Origin of the sequence: Acidovorax sp. 69, assembly GCF_002797445.1 — a bacterium.
Taxonomy (GTDB): Bacteria; Pseudomonadota; Gammaproteobacteria; order Burkholderiales; family Burkholderiaceae_C; genus Acidovorax.
Window position 1 is genome coordinate 4,469,883 of record NZ_PGEP01000001.1, and the last position, 23,120, is coordinate 4,493,002.

21 protein-coding genes and 1 pseudogene are annotated in these 23,120 nt (G+C 66.1%); 14 read left to right on the plus strand and 8 right to left on the minus strand.

Translation table 11 applies throughout. The features are described from left to right. The first annotated feature begins 19 nt into the window (after positions 1–19). From CLU85_RS20500 to CLU85_RS20510, 3 genes are all read left to right on the plus strand, one after another. Complete coding sequence (locus CLU85_RS20500; protein ID WP_100411896.1) at positions 20–1,501, plus strand: AMP nucleosidase; 1,482 nt, start codon at positions 20–22, stop codon at positions 1,499–1,501. Positions 1,502–1,522: 21 nt separating this feature from the next. Continuing rightward, positions 1,523–2,674: a GGDEF domain-containing protein gene (locus CLU85_RS20505; RefSeq protein WP_100411897.1), complete on the plus strand. Its 1,152-nt coding sequence runs from the start codon at positions 1,523–1,525 to the stop codon at positions 2,672–2,674. A gap of 101 nt (positions 2,675–2,775) precedes the next feature. After that, on the plus strand, positions 2,776–3,711 hold the full coding sequence (locus CLU85_RS20510) for an ATP-binding cassette domain-containing protein (RefSeq protein ID WP_100411898.1): 936 nt from the start codon (positions 2,776–2,778) through the stop codon (positions 3,709–3,711). Positions 3,712–3,842: 131 nt separating this feature from the next. On the opposite strand, the gene purT is transcribed toward CLU85_RS20510, so the two are convergent. Beyond that, positions 3,843–5,045 carry a formate-dependent phosphoribosylglycinamide formyltransferase gene (gene purT / locus CLU85_RS20515; RefSeq protein ID WP_100411899.1) on the minus strand — a complete coding sequence of 401 codons (1,203 nt, stop codon included), beginning with the start codon at positions 5,043–5,045 and terminating at the stop codon, positions 3,843–3,845. 95 nt (positions 5,046–5,140) lie between these two features. Here purT and CLU85_RS20520 point away from each other — a divergent pair, with 95 nt between their 5' ends. From CLU85_RS20520 to CLU85_RS20555, 8 genes and pseudogenes are all read left to right on the plus strand, one after another. Next, positions 5,141–6,784 (plus strand): sigma 54-interacting transcriptional regulator, encoded by a 1,644-nt coding sequence (locus CLU85_RS20520; RefSeq protein ID WP_100412672.1) that lies wholly within the window; start codon positions 5,141–5,143, stop codon positions 6,782–6,784. A gap of 375 nt (positions 6,785–7,159) precedes the next feature. Next, a complete protein-coding gene (locus CLU85_RS20525) occupies positions 7,160–8,071 on the plus strand; it encodes a sulfurtransferase (RefSeq protein WP_100411900.1) in 912 nt (303 codons plus the stop codon). Between the two features lie 87 nt (positions 8,072–8,158). Next, positions 8,159–8,728 carry an OsmC family protein gene (locus CLU85_RS20530; RefSeq protein ID WP_100411901.1) on the plus strand — a complete coding sequence of 190 codons (570 nt, stop codon included), beginning with the start codon at positions 8,159–8,161 and terminating at the stop codon, positions 8,726–8,728. Positions 8,729–8,851: 123 nt separating this feature from the next. Then, positions 8,852–9,928, plus strand: coding sequence for an acyl-CoA dehydrogenase family protein (locus tag CLU85_RS20535; protein WP_369858324.1), 1,077 nt, complete (start codon positions 8,852–8,854; stop codon positions 9,926–9,928). After that, entirely contained in the window at positions 9,925–11,259 is a 1,335-nt protein-coding gene (locus CLU85_RS20540) for an FAD-dependent oxidoreductase (protein ID WP_100411903.1), read from the plus strand. The genes CLU85_RS20535 and CLU85_RS20540 overlap by 4 nt, the downstream gene beginning before the upstream one ends. A 157-nt stretch (positions 11,260–11,416) precedes the next feature. Continuing rightward, a pseudogene (locus tag CLU85_RS20545) lies at positions 11,417–12,000 on the plus strand (DUF3455 domain-containing protein). Positions 12,001–12,099: 99 nt separating this feature from the next. Continuing rightward, positions 12,100–12,666, plus strand: a complete 567-nt coding sequence (locus CLU85_RS20550) for a sigma-70 family RNA polymerase sigma factor (protein ID WP_100411904.1) — start codon at positions 12,100–12,102, stop codon at positions 12,664–12,666. Beyond that, positions 12,663–13,430 (plus strand): anti-sigma factor domain-containing protein, encoded by a 768-nt coding sequence (locus CLU85_RS20555; protein ID WP_100411905.1) that lies wholly within the window; start codon positions 12,663–12,665, stop codon positions 13,428–13,430. The genes CLU85_RS20550 and CLU85_RS20555 overlap by 4 nt, the downstream gene beginning before the upstream one ends. A gap of 197 nt (positions 13,431–13,627) precedes the next feature. Here CLU85_RS20555 and cynS read toward each other — a convergent pair whose 3' ends face one another. The 6 genes from cynS to CLU85_RS20585 all read right to left on the minus strand — a co-directional run bounded on the left by cynS (position 13,628) and on the right by CLU85_RS20585 (position 19,393). Next, the gene (gene cynS, locus CLU85_RS20560; protein ID WP_100411906.1) at positions 13,628–14,071 is read right to left on the minus strand and encodes a cyanase; all 444 of its coding nucleotides are present in this window, start codon (positions 14,069–14,071) and stop codon (positions 13,628–13,630) included. Between the two features lie 111 nt (positions 14,072–14,182). Then, positions 14,183–15,067: an ABC transporter ATP-binding protein gene (locus tag CLU85_RS20565; protein ID WP_100411907.1), complete on the minus strand. Its 885-nt coding sequence runs from the start codon at positions 15,065–15,067 to the stop codon at positions 14,183–14,185. Then, complete coding sequence (ntrB, locus tag CLU85_RS20570; RefSeq protein ID WP_100411908.1) at positions 15,057–15,926, minus strand: nitrate ABC transporter permease; 870 nt, start codon at positions 15,924–15,926, stop codon at positions 15,057–15,059. Before ntrB ends, CLU85_RS20565 begins: the two co-directional genes overlap by 11 nt. A 1-nt stretch (position 15,927) precedes the next feature. Next, entirely contained in the window at positions 15,928–17,334 is a 1,407-nt protein-coding gene (locus tag CLU85_RS20575) for a CmpA/NrtA family ABC transporter substrate-binding protein (RefSeq protein ID WP_100411909.1), read from the minus strand. 158 nt (positions 17,335–17,492) lie between these two features. Beyond that, the gene (locus CLU85_RS20580; RefSeq protein ID WP_100411910.1) at positions 17,493–18,188 is read right to left on the minus strand and encodes a response regulator transcription factor; all 696 of its coding nucleotides are present in this window, start codon (positions 18,186–18,188) and stop codon (positions 17,493–17,495) included. After that, on the minus strand, positions 18,185–19,393 hold the full coding sequence (locus CLU85_RS20585; RefSeq protein ID WP_100411911.1) for a PAS domain S-box protein: 1,209 nt from the start codon (positions 19,391–19,393) through the stop codon (positions 18,185–18,187). The genes CLU85_RS20580 and CLU85_RS20585 overlap by 4 nt, the downstream gene beginning before the upstream one ends. A 91-nt stretch (positions 19,394–19,484) precedes the next feature. Here CLU85_RS20585 and CLU85_RS20590 point away from each other — a divergent pair, with 91 nt between their 5' ends. The 3 genes from CLU85_RS20590 to CLU85_RS20600 are packed head-to-tail and all read left to right on the plus strand — an operon-like array spanning position 19,485 to position 22,176. Beyond that, a complete protein-coding gene (locus tag CLU85_RS20590; RefSeq protein ID WP_100411912.1) occupies positions 19,485–20,336 on the plus strand; it encodes an ABC transporter permease in 852 nt (283 codons plus the stop codon). After that, the gene (locus tag CLU85_RS20595; RefSeq protein WP_100411913.1) at positions 20,333–20,830 is read left to right on the plus strand and encodes a hypothetical protein; all 498 of its coding nucleotides are present in this window, start codon (positions 20,333–20,335) and stop codon (positions 20,828–20,830) included. Before CLU85_RS20590 ends, CLU85_RS20595 begins: the two co-directional genes overlap by 4 nt. Further along, positions 20,827–22,176 (plus strand): GAF domain-containing protein, encoded by a 1,350-nt coding sequence (locus tag CLU85_RS20600; RefSeq protein WP_100411914.1) that lies wholly within the window; start codon positions 20,827–20,829, stop codon positions 22,174–22,176. The genes CLU85_RS20595 and CLU85_RS20600 overlap by 4 nt, the downstream gene beginning before the upstream one ends. Before the next feature lie 27 nt (positions 22,177–22,203). Here CLU85_RS20600 and CLU85_RS20605 read toward each other — a convergent pair whose 3' ends face one another. Beyond that, entirely contained in the window at positions 22,204–22,941 is a 738-nt protein-coding gene (locus tag CLU85_RS20605) for a hypothetical protein (RefSeq protein ID WP_100411915.1), read from the minus strand. Positions 22,942–23,120: the final 179 nt, after the last annotated feature.

Here is a 23,120-nt window from a genome sequence, read left to right on the forward strand (position 1 = left end):
GCTTGTGGACAATAGGCGAATGCCCCTCATCCCTGACTTCATCGCCCCCACCCGCCACACCGACCCGGCCGAAGCGCTGGCCCAGGTGCAGCGCATTTACCAGCAACAGATTGGCCACCTGCGCGACGCCATGCAACGGTTTGTGGCGGGCGAAACGCCCGAAGGTGCCGTGCGCGCCTTCTACCCCTTTGTGCGGGTACACACCACCACCGTGGCGCGGGCTGACACCAAGCTCGCCTACGGCTTTGTGGAAGGCCCAGGCCGCTACGAAACCACCCTGACCCGGCCCGACCTGTTCGCCAACTACTACGCCGAGCAGTTCCGCCTGCTGCGCGCCAGCCATAACGTAGAGCTGGAAGTGGGCACCAGCACCCACCCCATCCCGATCCACTTCTCGTTTGCCGAGCATGACCACATCGAGGGCACGCTGACCCAGGCGCGCCGGATGCTGATGCGCGACGTGTTCGACCTGCCCGATCTGGCCGCCATGGACGACGGCATCGCCAACGGCACCTGGCAGGCCGCGCCCGGCGAAGCGCAGCCGCTGTCGCTGTTCACCGCACCGCGCGTGGACTACTCACTGCACCGCCTGCGCCACTACACCGGCACGGCGCCCGAGTGGTTCCAGAACTTCGTCCTGTTCACCAATTACCAGTTCTACATCGACGAGTTCGTGCGCCTGGGCCATGCCGAGATGGCCAAGCCTGACAGCGAGTACATCGCCTTCATCGAACCCGGCAACGTGGTCACCCGCCGCGTGGGATTGAACGCCGTGGCGGGCGACGACCTGGGGGCCTCCCCTCCACGCCTGCCACAGATGCCCGCCTACCACCTGGTGCGCAAGGACGCGAGTGGCATCACCATGGTCAACATCGGCGTGGGCCCGGCCAATGCCAAGACCATCACCGACCACATCGCCGTGCTGCGCCCCCACGCCTGGATGATGCTGGGCCACTGCGCGGGCCTGCGCAACAGCCAGCAACTGGGCGACTATGTGTTGGCCCACGCCTATGTGCGCGAGGACCATGTGCTCGACGAAGAGCTTCCGCTGTGGGTGCCCATCCCGGCGCTGTCCGAAATCCAGGTGGCGCTGGAACAGGCCGTGGCCGATGTCACACAAATGGGCAGGGACGAACTCAAGCGCATCATGCGCACCGGCACCGTGGCCAGCACCGACAACCGCAACTGGGAGCTGCTGCCCGACAACACCCCCCAGCGCCGCTTCAGCCAGAGCCGCGCCGTGGCGCTGGACATGGAGAGCGCCACCATCGCGGCCAATGGCTTTCGCTTCCGGGTGCCTTACGGCACCTTGCTGTGCGTGAGCGACAAACCGCTGCACGGCGAAATCAAACTGCCCGGCATGGCCAACCACTTCTACCGCGAGCGGGTCGACCAGCACCTGCGCATCGGCATGCGCGCCATCGAGATCCTGCGCAACGGCGGCGTGGACCGCTTGCACAGCCGCAAGCTGCGCAGCTTTGCCGAGGTCGCTTTTCAGTAACCCAACCCGGGGCCGCTGCGCATGCCACTGGATTTCCTCACCCTGATGACGGTCATGGCGGCCAACCTGTTCATGATCTCGGCCGCACTGCCGCTGATCATGGGCCGGGACGTGAGCCGCGCGGCCCGCCATGTGCAGGCCAGCATGCTGCTGCAGGCGGTGGCCTGGGCCGCCATCATCGCTTCGTCCACTCTGTGGGACCAGGCCCTGTCCACCGTGTCGATTGCCTGCAACGCGGCCGCGCAGTGGATGCTGTACCGGGCGCTGGAGGAATGGCTGGGCCCCCGTCCCTTGCGTCGCATGCTGCTGGTGCTGGTGATAGCCGCCCCGCTGGGCTACACCCTGGGCTTTGGTCACTACGCCTGGCGTGTGGGCTGGGCCAACTTTTTGTTGGCCACCATCCTGTGCATCGTTGCGCGCGCCACCCTGGCGCCCGTGGTCGAGGCCAATCTGCGCTGGCGCAGCCTGCTGCTGGGCTGCCTGCTGACGTCGGCCGCGTTCACGCTGGCGCGGGGCATGCTGGGCGCCTTCACCGACCATTACCCCAGCTTTCGCACGCCACACCCCATCAACCTGGCGGCGGCCGTGGCCACCAACGTGAGCCTGGTGCTGGGCACCGTGGCCGTGCTGGTGGCGTGGCGGTCAGAGGCAGAACACAAGCTGCGCACGCTCGCAATGACGGACGGCCTGACCGGTGTGCTGAACCGGCGCGGCTTCACCACACAAGGCGGCAGCCTGCTGGCGCACGCTGCGCGCCACCAGCTGCCCATGACCGCGCTGATGCTGGACCTGGACCATTTCAAGCAGGTCAACGACACCCACGGCCATGAAGCGGGCGACCGTGCGCTGCAACTGTTTGCCCGTCTGCTGTGCGACACCTGCCGCAGCGGCGACCTCGTGGGACGGCTGGGCGGCGAGGAATTTGGCGTGCTGCTGATGCACAACAGCGCGCCCGCCGGGCTGGCGCTGGACCGCCGATTGCGCAAGCGCCTGCAGGCAGCCAGCGTGGCAGAGCTAGGCTTTGCCCTGAACTACAGCGCCGGGATGGCGATGCTGCAACCCGGTGAGGCCGGCCTGGCGGAACTGATGGCCCGTGCCGACAGCGCACTCTATGCGGCCAAGACCGCAGGCCGGGGGCGGCTGGTGGCTGCGGACGGAACCAATCAATCCTGATTTGATAGCAATAGGCGCAATATTCATATGCGCTTGCGGCGCATTTCACGCCAAATCCTGCCACCAGCCCCTGGCACGCCCGCGTCGCACACAATTCACCCATGACCGCACTCTTCGAAGCATTGAACCTGCGCAAGCGCTATGGCGAGACCACGGTGGTGGACGATGTCTCGTTTGCCATTGCCCCCGGCGAATGCCTGGGGGTCATCGGCCCCAATGGCGCTGGCAAGACCACCACCATCCGCATGTGCCTGGGCCTGGCGTCGCCCGATGGCGGTGCCGTACATTTCACGCCCGAGCCCGGGGCCACGCCACTGCACATGCCACGCGATGCACTGGCCATCAAGGCGCAACTGGGCGTGGTCACCCAGTTCGACACGCTGGACCCAGACTTCACCTGCGCCGAGAACCTGCGCGTGTTTGGCCGCTACTTCGGCATCAAGGGCGCGGTGATGGACGAGCGCGTGCCCCAGTTGCTGGAATTTGCGGCGCTCACCAACAAAGCCGATGCCAAGCCCGGGGAGCTGTCGGGCGGCATGAAGCGGCGGCTGTCGCTGGCGCGCGCGCTGGTCAACAACCCGCGCCTGCTGCTGCTCGACGAGCCCACCACGGGCCTGGACCCACAGGCCCGCCACCTGATGTGGGAGCGGCTGCAACTGTTGCTGCAACAAGGCAAGTCGATTTTGCTGACCACCCACTTCATGGACGAGGCCGAGCGCCTGTGCTCGCGCCTGTTGGTGCTGGACCATGGCAAGAAGATCGCCGAGGGCAAGCCGCGCGAGCTGATCGCCCAGCACCTGGAACCTGATGTGGTGGAGGTGTTTGGCGTGGGCGCCAAGGCCTTGGCAGGAGACGCCGCACTGCGCGCATTGGCGGCGCGCACCGAGATCAGCGGCGAAACCGTATTTTTCTACACGCAAAACGCCCAGCCACTGCTGCAAGCCCTGGCCGCCCACGGCCACCTGCGCACGCTGCACCGGCCCGCCAACCTGGAGGACCTGTTCCTCAAACTCACGGGGCGGCAGATTCGGGAGTGATGGAGTGATGGAGCGACCGGGCGAGTGAATGGGGGAGCGCCATGCACCGGGCATGCAAACGCTCCTCAATGTATAGCTGCCAGCGCTTATGGAATAAGCGCCAGAAGCCCATTTGACTCATATTTTCAGCCTCAAGCCTTGCGTGACTTGACTTTGCTGGCTGCCAGCTTGGCGTTGGTGCGCGCCGTGTCCACATCGGCCGCCCGCGTCAGCGCCACGCCCATGCGGCGCTTGGTGAAGCTCTCGGGCTTGCCGAACAGGCGCAGGTCGGTGCCGGGCACACGCAGGGCTTCTTCCACGCCGTCAAAGACGATGCCCACGGCATCCACACCACCGTAGATCACGGCGCTGGCGCCCGGGTTGCGCAGGCTGGTATCTACCGGCAAACCCAGGATGGCGCGGGCGTGCAGCTCGAACTCGCTCTGGTGCTGGGTGCACAGCGTGACCAGGCCGGTGTCGTGCGGGCGGGGGCTGACTTCGCTGAACCACACGTCCTGGTCCTTCACGAACAGCTCCACCCCAAACAAGCCCTGGCCACCCAGGTTGTCGGTCACGGCCTTGGCGATCTGGCGCGACTTGTCGAGCGCGGCGGGGTGCATGGGGTGGGGCTGCCAGCTTTCCACGTAGTCGCCGCTGACCTGCACGTGGCCGATGGGGTCACAGAAATGCGTTTCGATCTCACCATCCGCGCCGACTGCACGCACCGTGAGCTGGGTGATTTCGTAATCAAAGTCGATAAAGCCTTCGACGATGACGCGGCCGTGACTCACGCGGCCACCGGCCATGGCGTAGTCCCAGGCCTTCTTCACGTCTTCGGGGCCGTCGATCTTGCTCTGGCCCTTGCCCGAGCTGCTCATCACGGGTTTGACGATGCAGGGGTAGCCGATGCCCGCATCGATGGCCGCCTGCAATTCATCCAGCGAGTTACAGAACTGGTACGGGCTGGTAGGCAGGCCCAGCGTTTCGGCCGCCAGCACGCGGATGCCTTCGCGGTCCATGGTCAGGCGTGCGGCGCGGGCCGTGGGGATCACGCGCACGGTGCCCGCAGCTTCCAGCTCTTCCAGCATGGGCGTGGCGATGGCTTCGATCTCGGGCACGACCAAGTGCGGGCGCTCGGCCTCGATCAGGGCCTTGAGCTGGGCCGGGTCGCTCATGGTGATGGTGCGCGCATGGTGGGCCACCTGCTGGCCGGGGGCGTTGTCATAGCGGTCCACGGCAATGGTTTCCACGCCCAGGCGCTGCAGCGCGATCAGCACTTCCTTGCCCAGCTCGCCCGAGCCCAGCAGCATGACTTTGGTGGCATGGGGCGACAGCGGGGTTCCGAGGGTGGTCATGGTGGGGGTGCTTTCAGAAAAGATAAAAGTCGGGATGGGGCAGAACGCTGGCGACTTTAATGCACGCAGGCGCAGAACTTGCAGGCACGGGGCGCATGCCCCCACAACCCCTGCCGCCCTCCACCAGCCCAGCGCGCCCCCACGGCCCCACCGACTGGCACGCCCAGGAGCTGCTGCTGATGCGCGAGGTGATGCGCCTCATCGGCCGCAGCCTGGCGCCCGGCCTGGTGCTGCGCGAGATGCTGCACCTGATGAGCGAGCTGCTGGGCCTGAACCGGGGGCGCATCGTGCTGGTGGACAGCGCCCCCACCGAAGCAGGCGCGCCGCGCACCGCCGCCATCCAGCACGCCTACGGCCTGACCCAGACCGAGGTGGCACGCGGCCACTATGCCTGGGGCGAAGGCATCACAGGCCGCGTGCTGGCCACGGGGCAGCCTGCCATCGTGCAGGACATTGATGCCGAACCGCTGTTTCTGGCGCGCGCGGTGGAGCGCAGCCAGCTGCCGCCCGAGACGGTGGCTTTCATCGCCCTGCCCATCGAGGTCAACAACGCGCCCATCGGCGTGCTGGCCTGCCACCGCATCCGCAGCCGCCAGCGCCACCTGAACGACGACCTGGCCGTGCTGCGCGTGCTGGCCACGCTGGTGGGCCAGTTGCTGCAGCTCGAAGCCCTGGTGGCCGAGCAGACGCGGCAGCTGGAGGCGCGCAATGCCGTGCTGGCCAACGCGCTCAACACCAAAAGCGCGCGCTACGGGCTCATCGGCAGCTCGCAGCCGCTGCTGCAGGCCTTGAGCGAACTAGAGCGCGTCTCGCAGACCCAGGCCACCGTACTGCTGCTAGGCCAGTCGGGCACCGGCAAGGAGCTGTTTGCGCGCGCCGTGCACCTGGCCAGCGGGCGGCGCGACCGGCCTTTCATCAAGGTCAACTGCTCGGCCATCCCCGATGCGCTGTTTGAATCGGAACTGTTTGGCTACGAAAAAGGCGCCTTCACCGGCGCGAGCACCGCACGCGCGGGCTGGTTCGAGCAGGCCGATAGCGGCACCATCTTTCTCGACGAGATCGGCGAGCTGCCGCTGGCCATGCAATCCAAACTGCTGCGCACGCTGCAAGAGGGCACGCTGGTGCGCCTGGGCGGGCAGCGCGAGGTGAAGGTGAACGTGCGCCTGGTGGCGGCCACCAACCGCGACCTGGCGCAAGAGGTGGAGCTGGGCCACTTCCGGCAAGACCTCTACTACCGCCTGAACGTGATCCCCATCCGCCTGCCCTCGCTGGCCGAGCGGCGTGGGGACATCCGCGCGCTGGCGCTGCACTTTGTGAGCCGCGCCAACCAGGCGCACCAGCGCAACGTGAACCTGTCGCCCGACGCGCTGGCCCGGCTGGAAGAACACCCCTGGCCCGGCAACATCCGCGAGCTGGGCAATGTGATCGAGCGGCTGGTGCTGCTGGCCAACGACACGCTGGTGGGGCGGGCAGAGCTGGACCGGTTTCTGCCCATGACATTTGCGTCTGCGGCTTTGCCTGCAGCTTCGTCACACGCACCGCCACACGAAGCGGCGGTGCACCCTGCCAACCCCGCGGCGCCGCTGGTGCGCGATTACGCCTCGGCGCAATCGCACAGCGTTTTGGTGCTGCAGGCCGCGCTGGCAGAACACCACGGCAACCAGTCGCGCGCGGCGCAGAGCCTGGGGCTGACGCTGCGGCAGTTCAGCTACCGGTTGCGCAAAGCTGGGTTGAAGTAACCCCCTGTGGCACTTCGCGCCTTCCCCCAAACGGGACGACGCCCTCGCTGCGGGGCGGCCCTTGCTTGGCGTGCCTCGCGTTTGCCGCGTCAGTATCAACGGCTGCTTTGGGAGGAGAGAACCTGGGTCCGCACCACTGCGGCCGCTGGACACTGTGTCGACAATTTGTAGACACAGTGTTGGGCGTGGTCATTGGTCAGTCCGCTCATCAACGAGACATGGCGCATAGATACTATTGAATTAATAGCTGCTAGCGCTTTATAGATAAGCGCTAGCGGCCTATTTGATTCAAATTTTTTGCATTGCAGCGCTCTGGCACACCTGTTGCGATAAGAGGGTAGGCATCCCGCCCTCCACCGCATCGAAAGGTTTCCCATGAGCACCATGACCGCCTCCGCCTACGACGCCGTCCTCATCTCGCCCACGCAATTGCTGGCCCTGCAAGCCGCAGAGCCCGTGGTGCTGATCGACACCCGCGACGCTGACACCTATGCCCTGGGGCACATCCCGGGCGCGGTGAACCTGCGCGAGACCTTCACGTACCTCGCCACCTCCACGCCCCAGGGCCTGCAAGAGCTGAAGGACACCTTTGCCGCGCACCTGGGCGCCATCGGCCTGTCGGGCGCAGAGACGGCGGTGTTCTATGAAGATGCGCTCAACAGCGGCTACGGCCAGTCGTGCCGGGGCTACTACCTGCTGACCTGGCTGGGCTACCCCAAGGTCAAGGTATTGAACGGCGGCTACTCGGCCTGGAAGGCGGCAGAACTGCCCATCTCCACCGACGCCGTGGTGCCCACGCCCGCCATCTTCCCCACCCAGCTGGCCACCACCGATGTGATGCTGACCAAGGAAGACGTGATCGAGGCCCTGGGCACCGACACCGTGCTGCTGGACGTGCGCGATGTGGACGAGTGGATTGGCGACAGCTCCAGCCCCTATGGCAAGGACTTCGCGCCGCGCAAGGGCCGCCTGCCCGGCGCCAAGTGGCTGGAGTGGTACCGCTTCATGAAGCCATCGGCCCAGGGCCCGGTGTTCAAGTCGCCCGACGAAGTGCGCGCCGAATGCGCCACGGCGGGCATCAGCCCGGCGGACACGGTGTACCTGTATTGCTTCAAGGGGGCGCGCGCGTCCAACACCTTCCTGGCGCTCAAGCAGGCGGGCTTTGCCGATGTGCGCATGTACTTCGGCTCGTGGAACGAATGGTCGCGCGACGACAAGTTGCCGATTGAAAGCGGGCTGCCGCTGGTCAAGTTCCCCAAGAAGCCTGCGCTGGCGCTGGCGGCTTGAACCCACCGTGTTGTTGCAGCGGGCGTGGCCCGCTGCGAGCCCTGTCCTTCTTTTTTTGCATTCCCTTCTCTTTCTCCAAGGAACACCATGTCCACCGATCTGCTGGAACCCTCTGCCCCCGTCACCACCGTGCACACGCACCTGCGCCCCATCGACCGCGACGGGCTGATGGCCTTTGCCGACAAGGGTCGCAACAACCCCGCCAGCCGGGGCACGAACAAGGTCCACACGGTGATGGAGGGGCAGTACCGCTCGCTGAGCACTGTGGGCAACCATGCGCCGGTGGTGGTGGACGAGCCCCTGCACCTGTTCGGTCAGGACACGGCGCCTGCGCCCGGTGAGATCGTGCTGTCGGGCCTGGGCGGCTGCCTGGCCGTGGGCATCACGGCCGTGGCCACCTGGAAGCAGGTCAAGCTCAGCAAGATCGAGGTGTTCATGGAAGGCGACATCGGCAACCCCGCCGCCTGGGGTGCGGGTGGCGCATTGCAGAAGACGCCGCCGGAGATGGGCTTCCAAGCGATCCGCGTGAAGGTGCTGGTAGAGGGCGATGCGCCGCGCGAGGTGCTGGACGAGATCGTGCAGCACGCCAACTTCTACTCGCCCGTGGCCAACAGCATGCGCAACCCCATTCCGTTCGAGATCAGCCTCGCGGACTAAATAGCCCCGCAACCGAGCCCACCCCGCGCCCACAAGGAGCCCCATGAACCCCGCCGACCTCCCCCCCAACTCCACCTGGACGGCGCCCTGCGGGGCGATGCGCTGCTGGCCGCCGTGCGCCAGATGGCCCAGGGCCCGCTGGCCGCGCAAGTGGAAGCGATTGACCGCACCGGCTACTACCCCTGCGCCGAGCTGCAGCAGCTGGCCGCTGTGGGCGCAATGAGCGCGCACCTGGACAGCACCGCCGGCCCGGCCGACTACGGCCTGGCCATCCGCGCCATGGCCGAGGCCTCGCGCGTGTGCGGCGCCACCGGCTTCATGATGTGGTGCCAGGCGGTGTGCGGGCTGTACCTGCAGCAGTCGGGCAACCCCGCGCTGGTGGGCGATGTGCTGCAGCGCCACGCCAGCGGTGCGGGCATGGGCGGCACGGCGCTGTCCAACCCCATGAAGAGCTACGCGCAGATCGAAAGCCTGCTGCTCAAGGCCACGCCGGTAGAAGGCGGCTACCTCATCAACGGCACCCTGCCCTGGGTGAGCAACCTGGGGCCTGGCCACTACTGCGGCGCGATTGCGGCGGTGGTGGAGGCCGACGGTGCGGTCAGCCAGCGCGAGGTGATGTTCCTGCTGCGCTGCGATGCCCCGGGCGTGGAGATGCGCGAATGCCCCAGCTTCTCGGCCATGGAGGGCACGGGCACCTATGCGCTGCGGCTCAAGGACCATTTCATCGGCGCAGCCGACACCATGGCCGACCCCACACGCCCTTTCATCGCGCGCATCCGCGCGGCATTTGTGATGCTGCAATGTGGCATGGCCGTGGGCATCACGCAGGGCGCCATCGACTCGATGTGGGCGGTGGAGGCCCAGCTGGGCCACGTCAACCAGTTCCTGGAAGACCGGCCCGATGCGCTGCAGGCCGAGCTCGATGCGCTGACTGCGCGCGTCATGCAGCTGGCCCAGACCCCTTTTGACACCCGCACCGACTTCTTCATCGACGTACTGGACGCCCGCGCCCATGGTGCGGAGCTGTGCCTGCGTGCGGCCCAGTCGGCCCTGATGCACCAGGGCGCGCGCGGCTACCTGATGAGCTCGGACGTGCAGCGGCGCGTGCGCGAGTCGCACTTTGTGGCCATCGTCACGCCCGCCATCAAACACCTGCGCAAAGAGATCGCCCGGCTCAGCACCGAGGAGATGCCTGCATGACGCCCGCCCTGCCCACCGCCACCACACCGTCTGCAGCCTCCGAGTTCGCGTTGAGCGCAGCATCGCAGGCGCTGTGCGATGCGTTTGCTGACGGGGCCAACGGGTCCGCCCAAGCGCCCTGGCAAAGCTACATCTGCAACGCCTGCGGATACATCTACCACGAGGCCGATGGCGACCCCGATGGCGGCCTGCCGCCCGGCACGCGACTGGCGGATATTCCCGACGACTGGGCCTGCCCGCTGTGCGGGGTGACCAAGGCCGATTTTTCTCCGTACGAAGCCCCCACGCTGGAGGCGCTGCGGGCGCAGGCCAGCGCAGCGCCAGCCGCCGCCATCCGCGTGCGTGGCGAGCCCGGCGCGGTCATCGTCGGCGCGGGCCGTGCAGGCTGGCAACTGGCCGAAACCCTGCGCCAACACAACGCCACGCTGCCCATCACCCTGGTGACGGCCTGCGCGGGCGACCGGTACGACAAGCCTTTGCTGTCCGTGGCAATGGCGCGCCAGCTGGACCCACAGGCGCTGGCGTCCGAAACCGGCGGCGATGCGGCGCAGCGCCTGGGCGTCACCCTGCTGGCCGATACGCACGCGGTACGCATCTGCGCCGACACGCGCCAACTGCGCACCACGCGGGGCGTGCTGCGCTACGGCCACCTCGTGCTGGCCCATGGTGCGCAGGCCACCTTGCCGCCAGGCTTGCCCGCCAGCCTGTGCTGGCGCATCAACCATCTGGACGCCTACCAGCGACTGCGCCAGCACCTGGGCGACCAGCCCAAGGATGTGCTCATCATCGGCGCGGGCCTGATCGGCAGCGAGCTGGCCAACGACCTGGCGCTGGGCGGCCACCGCATCACGCTGCTGGACACGGCCGCCGAGCCGCTAGCGCGCTGGAGCGATCAGCAGGCGGGGCCGCAGTTGCTCGACGCCTGGAAGGACCTGTCCATCCGCTTTGAAGGCGGCCTGCAAGTGCAAGCGCTGGAGCGCGTGGGCGCGCGCTACCGCGTCACCACCACCAGCGGGCGGCGTTTTGCGGCCGACGAAGTGGTGGTGGCGGCGGGCCTGCAGCCCCCCCAACGCCTGGCGCAGAGTGCCGGGCTGGCCTGGGCCAACGGCATCGCAGTGGACGCCGCCACGCTGCAAACCAGCGTGCCCGGCATCCATGCGCTGGGCGACTGCATCAGCATTGACGGGCAATGCAGCCGGTTCATCGAACCGATTGCCCGGCAGGCGCGCACCGTGGCCGCAGCCGTGCTGGGCTTGGCAGCCAGCCCCTACGAGCAAAGGGCTGCGGTGGTGCGGGTGAAAACCACCACCAGGCCGCTCACCCTGCATTGACCTGGCGTGGCCGGGATCGAACCTGCAAGGGCCCGCGTCAAAAAAGCCTGAAATTATTTTTTGCGCAGACTGCATCCAAATGGCGTTTTCGTGGGTAGTACCTACAGCAGCGGAATTTGCTGCTGTTCTTTCAACCCAACCGAAGAAGAGAAACGCCATGAAACAGACCATGCCAACGATCTCCCGCCTGATCCCCCTGACCGGCGCTGTGGCCGCTGCCCTGCTGCTGAGCGCTTGCGGCTCGATGATGTCGTCGTCATCGGCCTCCATGCCCATGTTCTCGCAAGACGGCCTGCCCGACGCCATCAAGGTCCCTGCGGGCAACAAGGTGGCGATGGAAACCGTGGGCGTGGGTGAGATCACCTATGAATGCCGCGACAAGGCCAACATGGCCGGCCAGACCGAATGGGTGTTTGTGGGCCCCAAGGCCGTGCTCAACGACCGCAGCGGCAAACAAGTGGGCACCTACTACGGCCCCCCGCCACCTGGGAGTCGGCCGACGGCTCCAAGCTGACAGCCACCCAGCTGGCGGTAGCGCCTGCCGGCGCCGGCAACATTCCTTTCCAACTGGTCAAGGCGAACCCGGCCATGGGCATGGGCGCAATGTCTGGCGTGACCTACATCCAGCGCGTCGCGTTGAAGGGTGGCGCAGCGCCTGCGGCTGCCTGTGCACCCACCAACAAGGGCGAACGCCAGATCGTCAAGTACCAGGCCGACTACATCTTCTGGAAAGCAGCGTAAGCGCCACGGCAATCCCCTGCAGTGCCGGGGATTGCGCACAGGCAGCACGAGGTTCTCGGCTACGATGCTCTGACGTTTTAGCCGAGCCCACTGCAACCCGTGCCTGACACCTCTGGCGATTTTGATTACGAAGCAACCCTTGTGGCCTGCGCAGCGGGTGACCGCAATGCCATGCGCCGCCTGTACGAACAAGAAGGCGCTCGGTTATTGGGCGTAGCACTGCGCATCGTGCGCCAGCGCGCATTGGCCGAAGACATCGTGCACGACGCCTGCGTCAACATCTGGACGCGTGCCGCCAGCTTTGACCCCAGCCGGGGCAGCGCACGTGGCTGGATCTACAGCGTGGTGCGCAACCTGGCCCTGAACACCGTGCGTGACGCAAGCCGCCACGTCGATGTGGACGAAATCACCACCCAAGCCCTGGAGGCCGACATGTCTGTGCAGGCCTACCACGCGGTGGAAGAAACCTTTGAACTCAACGCCAGCCTGGGCCGCCTTCAGCATTGCCTGGAGGGACTGGACCCGGCGCGGCGCAACTGTGTGCTGCATGCCTATGTGGATGGCTGCTCGCACGGCGAAATTGCCGAGCGCCTGGGCGCCCCGCTGGGCACCGTGAAGGCGTGGATCCGGCGCAGCCTGGTGTCGCTGCGGGAGTGCATGGCATGACCGGCACACCCAGCAGCTCGCCGCTGCCTGACGACCTGAACGTTCTGGCCGGCGAGTACGTATTGGGCACGCTGCCTGCCGCCCAACGCCAGGCCGTGCAGCAGCGCTTGCCCACCGACCTGGCGCTGCAGCGATCGATTGCCGAGTGGGAAACCCGGCTGCTGCCGCTGACCCAGCTGGCAGAGCCGATGGCGCCATCGGCCGCATTGTGGTCGCGCATCGACCAATCGCTGCAAGCGGCCAACCCGCAGCGGGCCGCGACTACCCCTGTGGCTTCGCAACCCCGCGCCAAGACGGAGCGCACGCCTTCTGTGCGCTGGTGGGACCACCTGGGCTTGTGGCGGGGCCTCGCAGGCTCGGGCTTTGCGATGGCCGCCGTGCTGGCGGCCGTGCTGGTCACGCGCACTGCCCCCGTAGCCGCGCCGCCGCAATACATGGTGGTGCTGGTAGCGCCGCAGGACAAAGCCCCCGGCTGGGTGGTGCAGGCCAGCTCGCCGCAACAGATCAGCCTGATCCCGCTGGGCGTGGCCGAGGTGCCTGCCGACAAGGCGCTGGAGTTCTGGACCAAGGCCGATGGCTGGAGCGGCCCCGTCTCCCTGGGCCTGGTCAAGCCGGGCCAACCACTGCAACTGGCGCTGGACAAGCTGCCCCCGCTGCAGCCCAACCAGCTGTTCGAGCTGACCCTGGAGCCGCCCACGGGCTCACCAATTGGCAAGCCCACGGGGCCTATCCAGTTCATCGGCCGCGCCGTCAAAGTGCTCTGACCGTCTTAGTTTCCCCACTCAGCGCAATGCATAGGCCCACACCGGTGTAACGAGCACGGCCTATACCAGCCACCGCCGCGCAAGGGCCGCCAAGCCGCACAGGCGGCGCTTCGTTGGCGGGCGCTGGTGGTGTCCACCTTCCAGAATTGCGCAGCAATTCGAGAGAAAGGGGCAAGGCGCGAAGCGACTCAGGGGGTTCAATACTGCTTGTACGGCAGGAACTTGCCCGACAGGACCACGTTCACGCGATCGCCATTCGGGTTGGCTTCACGCTGGATGTCCATGCTGAAGTCGATGGCACTCATGATGCCGTCGCCAAACTCTTCGTGGATCAATTCCTTGATGGTCGTGCCGTACACGCTCACCACCTCGTACCAGCGGTAGATCAGCGGGTCGGTGGGCACGGGCGTGGGCAGCGAGCCCTTGTAGGGCACCACCTGCAGCCACTTTTGCTCCTCGGCCGTGAGGCCAAAGATCTTGCCGACGATCTTGGCCTGCTCGGGCGTGGCGGTCATCTGGCCCAGGCACAGGGCAGTGGTCCACTCCTTGGACTGGCCGACCTTCTTCGCAATGGCATCCCATTGCAGGCCCTTCGAGACTTTGGTGCCGATGATTTTTTCGGTGACGTCGTTGCGGTTCATGGTGATGGCTCCTTCGGTTGGATGGGTTTTGGAACAGGGAACAGGAACTTCAGGGTGCAGCACTCCCTGCCGCCCCGAGGGCAACACGACAGGGCTGGGTTATTCAGGAAATCAGTGGGCTTTGGCTCGGGTAACGAGAAAGTCCACGATGTGGTTGCGCAGCGCGTAGTAGCCGTCCAGGTGGTGAAGGCTGGTGCGCGTGCGTTCGCGCGGCAATGGGTTCACCACCACCTCGGCGATGCCGCCGGGGCGGTAGCCCTCGGGCGTTTCGTTGCCGTTGCTCATGAGCAGGATGCGGTCGGCCAGCAAAATGGCTTCGTCCACGTCGTGCGTGATCATGAACACCGTCTGCTGCGTCTGGCGCACGATGGTCATCAGCTCGTCCTGGATGGTGCCGCGCGTGAGCGCATCGAGTGCGCCGAAGGGCTCGTCCAGCAGCAACATCTTGGGCTGGATGGAGAAAGCGCGCGCAATGCCCACGCGCTGCTTCATGCCGCCCGACAGCTGCGAAGGCTTTTTGTCGATGGCAGCGCTCAGGCCCACCAGTGCCACGAACTTCTCCACATGCGCATCGACCTGGGCTTTCTTCCAATCGGGCCAGCGCGACTTCACGGCAAACGCGATGTTCTGGCGCACCGTGAGCCAGGGCATGAGGGCGTGGCTCTGGAACACCACGCCCCGGTCCAGGCTGGGGCCGGCCACTTCGCGCCCGTCCATGATGACGGTGCCCGAGGTGGCGGTATCGAGCCCCGCCAGCACATTCAGGATGGTGGTCTTGCCGCAGCCCGAGTGGCCGATGATGCAGACGAACTCGCCCTTGTCGAGCGTGAACGACACGTCGGCAAACACGGGCTTGGCGGGTACAAAGGCTTTGCTCAGCCGGTCGATCTGGAGGAAGCCTTGGGTCACGGCAGAGGCCTTTCGTTGCGCGATATCAGTGGCGTCAGTGGCATAAGGGGCTGCAGCAGCCGGGCGCTGGGCGACATCACTCCACATAGGTCACCACCTTCTGCAGTTGGCCAAAAGCCAGGTCGAGCAACATGCCCACCACGCCGATCACCAAAATGGCGAAGATCACGTTGGTCAGCGACAGGTTGTTCCACTCGTTCCACACGAAGTAGCCGATGCCCGTGCCGCCCACCAGCATCTCGGCCGCCACGATCACCAGCCACGCAATGCCCATGCTGATGCGCATGCCCGTCAGGATGGTGGGCGCTGCGGCAGGCAAGATCACCAGAAACGCCTTGCGCAGCGGGTTGACCTGCAGCGTGGCCGAGACGTTGAGCCACTCGCGCTTGACCGATGCCACGCCAAACGCCGTGTTCACCAGCATCGGCCACACCGAGCAGATGAAGATCACGAAGATGCCGGAGATCGACGAGTCCTTGATGGTGTAGAGCGCGAGCGGCATCCACGCCAGCGGGCTGATGGGCTTAAGCACCTGAATGAAAGGGTCAAACGCACGGCGCAGCAGCGGCGACATGCCGATGACGAAACCGAGCGGTATCGCCACCAGGCAGGCCAGGCCAAAGCCCAGCGCCACGCGGCCCAGCGAATGCGCGAGCTGTATGGCGATGCCCTTGTCGTTGGGCCCGTTGTCATAAAACGGGTTGGACACATGGCCCCACACGGTACGGCCCATCTCTGCCAGCGAGGGAAACCCACTGCCCTTGGCGCTGGCGCCTGGGTCCTGTCCCATCATCTTGGCGTACTCGATCTGCTCGGCCGTCATGCCCGCCGTGCTGTTGCCCGCACCCGAGGAAGCAGTGGCGATGTACCAGATGCCCAGCAGGGCCAGGAAGATGAGCACGGACAGCAGCCCCGCGCGCAGGTTGAGGTTCTTGGCGGGAGTCATGTCATGCCGCCTTGCGGATGGGGAAACTCTTTGCGTACTCGCTCGCCTTGGCGGCATCGAACTCGCGCCCCATGATCTTGAACTTGGGGTACGCGCCTTCGGGCACCTTTTGGTCCAGCGCCTTCATCTGCTTCTTGGCGTCGGTGATGAGGAACACCTTTTCCGCGATCTGCTTGTAGTCCACATCGCCCTTGATGTAACCCCAGCGCTGCATCTGCGTGAGCATCCACACAGCCATGCTCTGCCAGGGCATGGGGTCGAAGTCCGCGCGGTCGGGCACGTTCTGGATCTTGCCCAGGCCGTCAGCGAACTTACCGGTGAGCACTTGGTTGATCACGGCCTCGGGCTGGTTCAGGTAGGCCTGGGGCGCAATCACCTTGGCGATGAGCTCGCGGTTGGCCGGGTCGCGCGCCATGGCGGCCGAGGTGAGCACCGCGCGGTACAGCGCCGCAAAGGTGTTGGGGTTCTTCTGGATGAACTCGGTGCTGGTACCAAAAGCGCAGCAGGGGTGGCCGTTCCACAGGTCCTTGGTGAGCAGGTGGATGAAACCGACTTCCTCGAACACGGCGCGCTGGTTGAACGGGTCGGGGCCGAGGAAGCCGTCGATGTTGCCCGCGCGCAGGTTGGCCACCATCTCGGCCGGGGGCACCACGCGCAACTGCACATCGGTGTCGGGGTTCAGGCCCGCTTCGGCGAGGTAATAGCGCAACAGGAAGTTGTGCATGCTGTACTCAAAGGGAATCGCGAACTTGAAGCCCTTCCAGTTCTTCGGGTCGCGGTTGTCCTTGTGCTTCAAGCTCAGCGTGATGGCCTGGCCGTTCACGTTCTGGATCGTGGCCACGTTCATGGGCGTGGCGTTGGAGCCCAGGCCCATCGAAATCGCCAGCGGCATGGGGCTCAAGAAGTGCGTGGCGTCGTACTCCTTGTTGATCATCTTGTCGCGGATCAGCGCCCAGCCGGCCGTCTTGGTCACTTCCACGTTCAGGCCCTGCTTGCTGTAGAAGCCCAGCGGGTGCGCCATGATCAGCGGCGTGGCGCAGGTGATCGGGATGAAGCCGATCTTGAGGTTGGTCTTCTCCAGCGCGCCTTGTTTCTCTTGCGCCATGGCCTGCATGCTGGCCACGGGCAGCACGCTGGCAATGGCCGCCATGGCCGTGCCCTTGCCCACGGCCTGGAGGAAGCGGCGGCGCACTGCGTCTTGCGGAAACAGCGCCTTGACCAGGGTGGCTTCGATGAACTCGTTGCTGTAGAGCTCGAACTCGCGGGTCTCGCTGCGCTGGCGCAGGGTGGCTGCGGCGGCATCGGCCGACACCTCGGCGTGGTGGTCGGCCGCCGTGTGGTCGCGGCCACAGCTGCATTTCAGCATCAACGGGCGGTCGGCATCGTAGGGCGAGAAGAATTCGGACATGGCACACCTCGAAGAAGTTGGTGCCGTGCTCTACGCAAAGCGCGGGCCAGTTGGGCGCCCTGCCGGCAGGTTGTCGCGAATTCGTGGGTGTGGTGTCTACAGCGTGTAGGGCCAGCACTACAAATCAGGCGCCAACACCCCTAAGAACCCGTTCCAAGTCACTCGGCAGGGGCCTCGCGCGCCAGCAACGCCAGTTCCACATCGTTGCGCGCGCCGGTCTTTTCGAGGATGCGGGCGCGGTAGGTGCTCACCGTGTTGGGCGCGAGCTTGAGCTGCGCACCAATTTCGCTCACGCTCTGCCCTGCTGTGAGCAGGCGGAACACCTGATGCTCCCGATAGGAGAGCGCGTCCACTCCGGCGGGCGTGCCCTGCTGGGCGGTACGCACCACCCCGGTGCGTTCTAGTGCACCTGCCATGGCTTGCGCGGTCGCCTCCGTCAGGTAGCGCCCGCCAGCGGCCACCTTGCGAACGGCGGCCACCATGTCGTCGGGATCGGCGCTTTTGTGCAGGTAGCCCGCCGCGCCCATCTGGATGCAGCGCACCGCGTATTGCCGCTCGGGGTAGGTGCTGAGCATCAGCACCGGTAATGCAGGCCAGGCCTTGCGCAGCGCCTGCAGCACTTCGAGGCCGTCCATGCCCGGCATGGCGATGTCCAGCAGCACCAGGTCCAGCCCCGGTGCGCCCGTGGGCCCTTGCAGGGCGGCGACCTGCTCCAGCACCTCGCTGCCCTGGGTGGCCTCGGCGACCACAGTGATCTCGGGCACGCCATTGGCCGGGTCGCCCAGCACCTGCTTGAGCCCCTCCCGCACGATGCGGTGGTCATCCCCGATCAGTACACGGACGACGGAATTCATGACAGCTCCAGAGGAATCAGCAATTGCAGGCACGAGCCCTGCCCCGGCTCGCTGGTGATGCTCAACCGGCCGCCGAGCTGCCGCGCCCGCTCGCGCATTCCCATCACACCATACGCAGTGGGCGCCTCCAGGGCCTGGCGGGTAGCACCCACGCCGTTGTCGCGCACGCGCAGTTGCAGCATCTCATCCTGCACGTCGATGGCAATGTCGATGGCGCTGGCCTGCGCGTGGCGGCCCACGTTGCTCAGCATCTCCTGGAAGATGCGGAACACCGCGATGGCCGCAGGCTCGGGCAGGTGCAGGGTGGCAGGCACCTCCATCTGCCACGCCAGCTCCAGCTCGGCCGACTGCACGAACTCCTGTGCCTGCCATTCGAGCGCGGCCCACAGGCCCTGGTGGTCCAGGATGCTGGGGCGCAGGTCGGTGATGATGCGACCCACGTTGTCCACCGCGTTTTCGATCAGGCGGCTCATGTTCTGGCATTTGCACCGCATCTGGGTGCGCATGTCGCCCGCGGCCTCGGGCGTGCGCTCACCCTGCTCGCCCAGGCGCTTGTGCAGCCAGTTGACATCCATCTTCAGCGCCACCAGCAGGCTTCCCAGCTCGTCATGCACTTCGCGGGCGATGCGGGTGCGCTCGTCCTCGCGCACCTGCTCTGAATAAGCCGACAGCTCGCGCAGCTGCGCCAGCGCCTGCGAAAGCTCGTGCGTGCGAGCGGCCACGCGGCGCTCCAGCTCGTCATTGGCGCGGGCCAGTTCATCGTGCGCGCGCTGCAGCTCATCGGCGCCGCGCTTGCGGCTGGTGATGTCAACAAAGGCGATCACGGCGCCCTGCACCTGATCGCCTTCGAGAATGGGGTGGCTTGAATATTCGACGGCAAACGCTGAGCCATCGCGGCGCCAAAACACCTCGGTGTCTACCCGGCAAGGCAGGCCTTGGCGGAACGCGTTGAAGATGGGGCAGTCGCTGTCGGCATAGGGGCTGCCGTCGGGGTGGCTGTGGTGGGTGAGCGCGTGCATGTTGCGCCCCATCACCTCCTCGGCGGCAAAGCCCAGCATCTGCGCGCCCGCCCGGTTGATGAACACGCAGTTGCCTGCCAGATCAATGCCAAACACCCCCTCGCCCGTGGAGTCCAGCAGCAGCCCCAGGCGGTTCTGCCAGAGCGCACTGGCACCGGCGGGCAGGTTGAGCACATGGGAGGGCATGGGGGTACCCAAGCAATGGCCGTGCCCAGAGCGCGCACATCGGGTGCGGCGGGGGCTGGGCACCGGCTCGTCCACATCGCACAATAGGCCCATGCAATCCGTATCCCCATCGTCCGTGGCTGCCGTAGCCCCGCCCCCGCCCTCGGTATGGCGCCCGCCCAGCCTGTCTTTGCGCTGGTGGCCGGTGTTCATGCGCAACCTGCTCGTCTGGCGCAAGCTGGCCATCCCCAGCCTGGTGGGCAACATTGCCGAGCCGCTGATGTGGCTGGTGGCCTTTGGCTACGGCATGGGGGCGCTGGTGGGGCAAGTGAACGTGGCAGCGGCCGGTGGCGACACCAAGGTGCCTTACATCCTGTTCCTGGCCAGCGGGTCGATCTGCATGAGCGCCATGAACGCGGCGAGCTTCGAGGCGCTGTACTCGGCCTTCTCGCGCATGCATGTGCAAAAGACCTGGGACGGCATCATGAACGCGCCGATCAGCCTGGACGACGTGGTGCTGGCCGAAATGCTGTGGGCGGCCTTCAAGGCGGCGTTCACCGTCACCGCCATCCTGGGCGTGATGCTGGCGCTCTCGATCAGCCACAGCCCCAAGTTGCTGATGGCCTGGCCGGTGCTGTTGTTCGTGGGGGTGATGTTCTCCAGCATTGCGCTCATCTTCAATGCGTTGGCCAAGGGGTATGACTTCTTTACCTACTACTTCACGCTGGTGCTCACCCCCATGATGTTTCTCTCGGGTGTGTTCTTTCCGCGCGAGCAGCTGCCGCCCGTCGTACGCACCATCTCCGACTGGCTGCCGCTGACCAACGCAGTAGAGCTGGTGCGCCCTCTGTTCATGGACCAGTGGCCCGCCCACCCATGGCGCCACGGCCTGGTGCTGGTGGTGACCACGGTGGTGGCTTTCTGGGTGGCGCTGGCACTGACGCGCAAGCGCTTCATGGCATGACGGCCCTGCTGGACCCGGACCGCATCGCCATGGTGGCCAAGGGCGTGTCGGCCATCGTGGCCTCACGCGATGCCACCATGCGCCCAAGCATCATGCGGGCCGTGGGCAGCCACATCAGCGCCGACGGCAGCGAGGTCACGGTGTACCTGCGGCACAGCCAGTCCGGGCAGTTGCTGCAGGACATTGCCACCACCGGCGAGATTGCCGTGGTCTTCAGCGAGCCATCCACCCACCGGACCCTGCAGCTCAAGGCCCGCCAGGCCAGGCAGCGGCCCGCCCATGGCGATGATCTGCCCGTGCTGCAGGCCTACCTGCAATCCATGGTGCACGAGGTGGGCCAGGTCGGCTATGGGCCTGTCTATGTGGCCGCGATGCTGGTGGCGCCGCTGGAGGATGTGGTGGCCGTGACCTTCACCCCTGTCACTGCATTCGATCAGACCCCAGGCCCGCGCGCTGGCGCAGAGCTGGCCGCGCCACCGAAACCCCGGCCATGAGCAACGCCCCCTCACTGCACACCATCCGCCCCTGCCTGGAGGGCGCGATTCCTGCCGTCATGGCCACCTGTGACCTCGACGGCACGCCCAATGTGGCCTACATCTCGCAGGTGGTCTATGTGGATGCGGCGCATGTGGCGCTGTCGTTCCAGTTCTTCAACAAGACCCGCCAGAATATTCTGCGCAACCCGCGGGCATCGGTGCTGGTGCTGGACCCGCTCACCGCCCATTTCTACCGCCTGCACCTGCTGTACGAGCGCACCGAAGACAGCGGCCCGGTGTTCGAAAGCATGCGCGCGCAGCTGGCGGGCATTGCATCGCATGCGGGCATGGCCGAAGTGTTTGAACTCAAAGGGGCCGACATCTACGCTGTGGAGCGCATCGAACCGGTGGCGGGCGAAGGCCTGCCGGCACCGGCGCCACGCTCCGGGCTGCTGCACACGCTGCGCCTGTGCAGCGAGAGGATTGCGCGCTGCACAGGGCTGGACGAGTTGCTGCAGGGCGCGCTGCAGGGCCTGCAGGACAAGCTGGGTATTGACCACGCCATGGTGCTGATGCTGGACGCCAGCGCCGAGCAGCTGTACACGGTGGCCAGCTGCGGCTATGCCACCTCGGGCGTGGGTTCAGAAATTCGGCTGGGCCAAGGGGTGATCGGCATGGCTGCGCGCGAGCGCACGCCCGTCCGCATCAGCCACATGACCCACGCGGCGCTCTACAGCCACGCCATCCGCGAAAGCATGGATGCCCATGCTGCGCCCAATGCGCCTTCGCTGCGGGGCATGGACATCCCCTATCCCGGCCTGCGAGAGCCCCACAGCCAGGTGGCGGTGCCGTTGATGTCGGCCGGGCGGCTGCTGGGTGTGCTGTTTGCAGAAAGCCCCGAGGACATGCGCTTTGGCTTCGAGGATGAAGACCTGCTGGTGGCCATTGCGGGCCAGCTGGCCGCCGCCATCGACCTGCTGCAGGCCGCGCCGGATGCGCCCGAGCCCCTGCCCACCCCAACGCCAGCGCCGCCCGTGAGCGGCAGCGCGCTGCGGGTACGCCACTTTGCAGCCAACGACAGTGTGTTCATCAACGACGACTATCTGATCAAGGGCGTGGCGGGCGCCATCTTCTGGAAGCTGTTGCGCGACCACTTGCAAACGGGCCGCGTGGACTTCACCAACCGCGAGATGCGTCTGGACCCCGCCCTGCGGCTGCCCGACGTGGCCGACAACCTGGAGGCCCGGCTGCTGTTGCTCCAGCGCCGCCTGCAAGAGAACAGCCCGCACATCCACATCGAAAAGACGGGGCGCGGGCGTTTTCGGCTGTGTGTGCAGCGCCCCGTGGTACTCGAAGACGCTTGATTGCCACGCGCCGATGATCCCGTGGGATCAGTGGGCCAGACCTGGCACCACCGGCAGGCCCAGGCTGCGCATGAGCTTGGCCCACTCAGGCTGCGTGAGATGGGGCTGCACGTGCGCCAGGACGGCTGCCAGCACCGGCGCAGGAGCGTGTTGCTGCATGTCCAGCAACAGGGCTGTGCGCTCGGCAGGCGACATGAAAGGCACCATCCACCGCGCGATCGCCATCATTTCGTGCGGAGGAATCGACGCCACCAGCGCGTCATGGACACCCGCCAGCTCCGCGTCGGTGTAGCACTGCCACAGCACGTCGTTGTGCCGCGTTTCTTCCTCGTGCATGTGCTCAAAGTTGTGCGCCACAAACAGGGCCAACTGGCGGTACAGGGCCAGGGTGGCGGCAGGGCGTGCAGGCTTGGCACAGGCCATCAGGTGGTTCACACCGTCGGCCAGGGCCGTGATGGCCTGTTCGTGCTCCACATGTTCACCGGCAATGCTCTGGCTGGATCCGGGCTGGCGCACCTCCATGGCGGCGTGCACAAACTGGTTCTCGTGGTGCAGGTGCGAGCGGCACAGGCCCAGCAATTGCATTGCGCGGTCGCAGGTCTGGGCAAACTCCAGGTCATCATCTACATCCATGCGGCCCAGGCCCAGCAGCGTGTCGACCATGAAGGCGCGCAGCGCCTTATGGATGCCGGAGTACATGTCCATGCGGGGTGCGACAGGTTGGGCTTGGGTCAGTTCGGCAATTTCGCGGGCATCAATCTTCATCACGTTCTTTCATAGCCCCAATGGGCTCTTTCAGCGCCTCTTTCGTTGCGCCGGGCCGGGTGCACCATGCACCCGCTTCCATGCCAGGAAGTCTAGAAACGTGCCGCCGTTTTGCCTGTTAAAAACTCCTTAAACAGACCTTCTACAAACCTTAAAAATCGCGTTCTGTGCGCCAAACG